The following is a 6,053-nucleotide window of genomic DNA, read 5'->3' as shown; positions in this document are numbered from 1 at the left end:
AATTAACTCCAATGTTGTAATCCCACCTTCTTAACATTTAAATAATCCTTAATATCAATTCTTATTTCTATTTTTTAAGTATTATTACTTGAAGATTGGGGGACTGGCTAACAAAGAAGTCAAAGTTTTTTTGCTTTGATCAATATGTAAATGTAGGTCGACCAATGTCCATAAGACTAGCAAAAGGTGCTTAGTCAAATAGGCCGACCGATGTTTTACTACCGAATCATTGCTTCTTAGTCACAAGTAATTTTCCTCTTGTTTGTTCCGCTGCTTCAACCATTACCTTAAGTGCTGCGATGGTCTCAGCCTCGCCGCGTGTTTTTAAACCGCAATCCGGATTAATCCAGAAAAGCTTTGGATCAAGGACTTGAAGGGCACGATCAATATTTGCCAGAAGCTCGTCAAGTTCAGGTACACGCGGGCTATGAATATCATATACACCAAGGCCAATCCCTTTATCATACGTATTATTTTCAAATGCATAAATAAGTTCACCGTGACTTCTTGAAGTTTCGATTGAAATCACATCTGCATCGAGGGCATGAATCGCGTCAATAATTTCTTCAAAATCGGAGTAACACATATGGGTATGAATTTGTGTTTCATTTTGTACAGCTGTCGTTGCAAGCTTAAATGCATAGACTGCTGCGCTAAGATAACTCTCCCACTTTTCACGCTTTAATGGCAGCCCTTCACGAATGGCCGGCTCATCAACTTGAATCATACGGATTCCGCTTTTTTCAAGTTCTTCGATTTCTTTTCGAAGCGCAAGCGCAATTTGATTGGCAACGTCGTATCGCGAAATATCGTCACGTACAAACGACCAGTTTAAAATAGTAATTGGACCTGTCAGCATACCTTTTACAGGCTTGTCTGTTAATGATTGGGCATAAAGGGTTTCTTCAACTGTCATTGGCTCTTTAAATGATACGTCTCCGTAAATAAGAGGCGGCTTTACGCAACGCGATCCATATGATTGCACCCAGCCAAATTTTGTGAATACAAATCCATCTAATTTTTCCCCGAAATATTCGACCATATCTGTACGTTCAAACTCTCCATGCACCAGTACGTCAATGCCAAGCTCTTCCTGTATCTCAATCCACTTTTTAATTTCAGCTTGAATAAAATGTTTATAATCTGCATTTGTTAACTCGCCTTTACGCCATTTTAATCGTTGTTTTCTTACTTCCTGTGTCTGCGGAAAGCTTCCAATGGTTGTTGTCGGCAAGAGCGGCAATTGGAAGGTCTTCTCTTGAAGCCTCTGGCGTACTTGAAAAGGAGCTTCACGTTCTGCCTTATAGGCATGTAAGTATTGGATGGATTCTTGAACTGCTTTATTGTTTCGAAAAGAAGATTGATTTAATAAAGCAATAGATTTTGTACTTTTTAGAATGTCATTCTGTATTGCTTCTTTTCCATCATGAATCCCTTTTGAGAGTGTAACGACTTCATACAGCTTTTCATCTGCAAATGATAATGCATCACTTAGAATCTTATCGAGTACATCTTCGCTTTTAACCGTCACAGGTACATGCAATAAGCTTGATGAAGGCTGTGCGATCAAACGATTTTTGGAAACAAACTGTCCAATTTCTTCAAGGAACGAATATTGTTTTTCAAGGTTGGCACGCCAAATATTGCGGCCGTCAATGATTCCAGCAGCAAGCACCTTATCCTTTGGGTACCCATACTTTTTCAAAGCTTCAAGATTTTTCCCTTGGTCATGTACAAAATCAAACCCAATGCCGTGAACAGGGAGGGAGATGATGTCTTCATAAAATTCAACGGCTTCAAAATACGTTTGTAAAATGACTTTTACATGTGGAGCTGCTTCATACAATGCTTGATAAACATTTTTAAATAAGGCCATTAAATCTTTTGAAATAGAAGTGGAAAGGATCGGCTCGTCTATTTGTACCCATTCTACGCCTTCATCCTGAAGTTCTCGTAAAGTTTCAGCATAAAGCGGTACGAATTGATTAACCTTTTCCTTAAATTGACTTGCTTTATAGCCTTTTGCCAAAGAAACAAATGAAATAGGCCCCAAAATGACAGGCTTACCTTCAATATTAAGCTTTTGCTTAGCTTCTTTATAAAATTGGAGAGGACGGTTTTCTACTAGTGCAGGCTCAGCTTCGTCCAGCTCTGGAACAATATAGTGATAGTTAGTGTTAAACCATTTCGTCATTTCAGATGCAACTGCACCTTTCGTTCCACGCGCTATATTAAAATATGTTTCTAGAGATACTTTCCCTCCAGAATAGCCAAAACGCTTTGGCACTAATCCAAACATGACAGCTGTATCAAGGACATGATCATACAAGCTAAAATCTCCAACCGGGATTAAGTCAATTCCTTGATCAATCTGCTTTTGCAGATGCTGAAGGCGAATTTGTTCCATTTGCTTCAAAAACTCGTCTTTTTCTAATTGACCTGCCCAATACAGCTCGAGGCTTTTTTTCCATTCGCGTTTTTCTCCAATTCTTGGATAACCTAAATTCGAGTTTCTTACATGGCTCATCGTTTCCTACACTCCTAATTTTTAATTTTTTCTCAACAAAAAATCTCTCTTTTCAAGTAGAAAAGAGAGATTCATACGCATAGCTAACTAGAGTTGAGACATAATGGTTTTCTCAACACGTATTCTTCACTCCCCTCTATATCCTCGTAGAGTACAAGCATATACAACAGGCAGGTCTCCTGACTTAGGTTCATCGCTTCTTATCCCTTCCCATTTCCAAATGAAATAGTGGTTCCTGATAAGCTGCTCCCCATTACAGTGGCGGGACCGTGTCGGAATTTCACCGGACTTCCCTTTTAAGCTGAGAAAAAAATTAACAGCACCTGATGCATTCGTTTATTAAATTTTTTAAAGGAAAAATAAAAGCCTCTCAAAATAAAAGAGAGGCTTGTACTCCTACTGAAGGAGTCCTCTCTTATTTGCCAAAGCAATATGCTTTGCAGGAATTAGCACCTTTTCAATAAGTAATTGAATGGTTGCCGGGCTTCACAGGGCCAGTCCCTCCACCTCTCTGAATAAGAGTTGTTAATATTTTTAAATGTTTTGAATTTAATAGCCATGTTAGCATGGTAAAGATAAGTTGTCAAAGAATTTTGGAAAAACACTACAAAAGTAGTGTAAGTGAAAAAGGATTAGGGGAGTTAATAAATTTATCATGAGTAAAAGCAGTAGTTAAGCACGATTCTTATGATAATGATAATTACTTTCAATTAGTCGTTGACAATCATTTCCTGCCTGCTATAATAACAATTGTGAGTATTAGTGATAATGATTTTCAGTATCATTAAAACTTACGAAAATGTTTACTTATTGGAGATAGTTATGAAAAAAAGATATCTTATCGTCTCGCTCATTGTACTTTCAATCCTATCCTTATTTGTTGGAGTGAGCCATATTACACCGAAGGATTTGCTAAATCTGCAATCTGATGAAACTCAAATCTTTCTTATCAGCCGATTGCCAAGATTATTAGCGATCCTATTTGCAGGAGCGGGGATGAGTATTGCAGGGTTAATTATGCAGCAACTCAGCCGGAATAAATTTGTTTCCCCTACAACAGCGGGCACACTTGACGCCACTAGACTTGGGATTTTAGTGTCAATGCTGTTGTTTGCGAATGCGTCCCTTCTTGAGAAAATGATTGTAGCCTTTGTATTTGCGCTTGCCGGCACGCTTTTGTTTATGCAATTGCTCGATCGAATTAAATTTAAGGACGCAATCTTTATTCCGCTTGTTGGTTTAATGTTTGGAAACATCTTGTCTTCGATTACGACTTTTTTTGCCTATCGGGCAGATGTTATTCAAAATATGTCTGCATGGCTCCAGGGTGATTTTTCAATGATTATGAAGGGACGATATGAGCTTCTTTACATAACGATTCCATTGTTAGCGGTGGCCTATTTATTTGCTAATCGCTTTACGGTAGCAGGTATGGGGGAAGATTTTTCGAAAAACTTAGGTATGTCCTATAAACGGGTTGTGAATTTTGGACTTATTCTTGTTGCACTAATAACGGTTACCGTCGTTCTAACAGTCGGAATGATTCCATTCCTTGGATTAATAATCCCAAACATTGTTTCAATTTTTAAAGGAGATCATTTGCAAAAGACCTTGCCACATACAGCATTGCTTGGCTCCTCGTTCCTGCTTGTGTGTGACATACTGGGAAGGGTTATTATTTACCCGTATGAGATCTCGATTAGCTTGATGGTCGGAGTCATTGGCAGCGGAATCTTCCTCTATTTACTCTTTAGGAGGAAGGCGTATGCGTAATTCTATAAAAATGATCATACTCGCCGTAATAGCGATTATGTTTTGCTGCATTTATTTATTTCATGATTTAAATGGAAGCTTCGATTATGCATTGCCGCGAAGAGGAGTTAAGGTCATTGCCATGGTCTTAACTGGTATAGCCATTGCGTATGCTACAGTAGTTTTCCAAACAATTTCGCATAATCGCATTTTAACACCGAGTATTATGGGGCTGGATTCCCTGTATTTACTCATCCAAACGGTTATTATTTTCTTTTTAGGATCCAGTCATGTATTGGTCGCAAATCGGCAGTATAATTTCTTTTTATCAGTCGTGGCGATGATTGTATTTGCTTTATTACTCTACCAACTGCTTTTTAAAAATGGAAAGCGGCCGATATACTTCCTTTTGCTTGTTGGGATTATCGTAGGAACGTTTTTCTCCAGCATTTCTACTTTCCTGCAGGTGCTTATTGATCCGAATGAATTTCAAAGAGTGCAAGATAGGATGTTTGCAAGCTTTAATAATGTGAATGGTGATTTGGTATGGATTGCATTAAGCATCATCATCATCGCAATTGTAATAGGTTTTCGATCAATGAACTACTTGGACGTTATCTCACTTGGCCGTGATCATGCCGTGAACCTTGGTGTTCCATACGATCTAATTGTGAAAAGGATGCTCGTTTTAGTAGCTATTTTAATTTCTATTGCTACCGCATTAGTTGGGCCGATTACGTTTTTCGGTCTGATCGTAGCCAATTTATCGTATCAGTTTTTCAAAACCTACAGGCACACCACAATCATTACTGGTGCGATGGTCATGAGTATCATTGCGCTTGTGGGAGGTCAGTGGGTTGTAGAGCGAATCTTTACCTTCTCGACAACGCTCAGTGTCATCATTAACTTTTTCGGTGGCGTGTATTTCATATTTTTACTGCTAAAGGAGAGTCGATCTAATTGATTCAAGTCCGAGCTTTATCCAAATTCTATGGAAAAAAGCCTGTCGTTGAAAATGTGACAGTCGATATTCATCCAGGACAAATCACGTCCTTTATCGGTCCAAATGGAGCTGGAAAATCTACGCTGCTATCGATGGTTAGCCGATTAATCGAAGCGGATACGGGTGAGGTACTGATTGAAAACTCTCACGTTAAGAAAATGAAACCGAATGACTTTTCCAAGCGTGTGTCCATCTTAAAACAATCCAATTATATGAATGTACGGCTAACGATCCGTGAACTCGTGTCGTTTGGGAGGTTCCCGTATTCGAAGGGGCATCTGAATGAGGAAGATGAGAAAATGGTGGATCAAGCCATTACATACATGGGTTTAACTGATATGCAGCATGATTTTCTTGATGAATTATCTGGAGGCCAGCGTCAGCGAGCATTTATCGCCATGGTGATTGCACAGGATACGGACTATATTTTACTAGATGAGCCGCTGAATAATTTAGATATGAAGCATTCTGTCCAAATTATGAAGATTCTTCGCGGTCTTGTGGATGAGTTGGGAAAAACAGTAGTCATTGTCCTGCATGATATTAATTTCGCGTCTGTTTATTCAGACCGCATTGTAGCATTGAAGGACGGGAAAGTTGTAAAGAATGGGCCGACAAATGAAATCATTCAGTCGGATTCATTAAGAGAAATATATGATATGGATATTCCAATTAAAAAAATAAACGATTGCCGAATTTGCGTGTACTTTAACTCATAGAAAAGGGGATTAATGATATGAAAAAATGGCCATTATTTGCATTATTATTAAC

5 protein-coding genes and 2 riboswitches (1 of these 7 only partly in view) are annotated in these 6,053 nt (G+C 38.6%); of the genes, 4 read left to right on the top strand and 1 reads right to left on the bottom strand.

Features of this window, described 5'->3' with window-relative positions:
• Positions 1-226: 226 nt before the first annotated feature.
• Entirely contained in the window at positions 227-2,527 is a 2,301-nt protein-coding gene (gene metE / locus V7149_RS09980; protein WP_335345486.1) for a 5-methyltetrahydropteroyltriglutamate--homocysteine S-methyltransferase, read from the bottom strand.
• Positions 2,528-2,679: 152 nt separating this feature from the next.
• A riboswitch (cobalamin riboswitch) is annotated at positions 2,680-2,869 on the bottom strand.
• Between the two features lie 70 nt (positions 2,870-2,939).
• A riboswitch (SAM riboswitch) is annotated at positions 2,940-3,049 on the bottom strand.
• Positions 3,050-3,349: 300 nt separating this feature from the next.
• On the opposite strand from metE, the gene V7149_RS09975 reads away from it, so the two are divergent.
• The 4 genes in view from V7149_RS09975 to V7149_RS09960 are tightly spaced (at most 17 nt apart) and all read left to right on the top strand, a layout consistent with a single transcriptional unit that may run on beyond the window.
• Positions 3,350-4,300, top strand: coding sequence for an ABC transporter permease (locus V7149_RS09975; protein WP_335345485.1), 951 nt, complete (start codon positions 3,350-3,352; stop codon positions 4,298-4,300).
• Complete coding sequence (locus V7149_RS09970; RefSeq protein ID WP_335345484.1) at positions 4,293-5,243, top strand: iron chelate uptake ABC transporter family permease subunit; 951 nt, start codon at positions 4,293-4,295, stop codon at positions 5,241-5,243. Before V7149_RS09975 ends, V7149_RS09970 begins: the two co-directional genes overlap by 8 nt.
• Positions 5,240-6,001 carry an iron ABC transporter ATP-binding protein gene (locus tag V7149_RS09965; RefSeq protein WP_335345483.1) on the top strand — a complete coding sequence of 254 codons (762 nt, stop codon included), beginning with the start codon at positions 5,240-5,242 and terminating at the stop codon, positions 5,999-6,001. The genes V7149_RS09970 and V7149_RS09965 overlap by 4 nt, the downstream gene beginning before the upstream one ends.
• A 17-nt stretch (positions 6,002-6,018) precedes the next feature.
• On the top strand, positions 6,019-6,053 hold the beginning of the coding sequence (locus V7149_RS09960; RefSeq protein ID WP_335345482.1) for a siderophore ABC transporter substrate-binding protein. The gene runs 928 nt beyond the window's last position; only the first 35 of its 963 coding nucleotides appear in the window; it begins with the start codon at positions 6,019-6,021; the stop codon falls past the right edge of the window.

The organism is Bacillus sp. JJ1503 (genome assembly GCF_036965125.1).
Lineage (GTDB): Bacteria > Bacillota > Bacilli > Bacillales > Cytobacillaceae > Cytobacillus.
The sequence above is the reverse complement of the archived record's forward strand: the minus strand, read 5'-3'. Positions and strand labels throughout refer to the sequence as shown.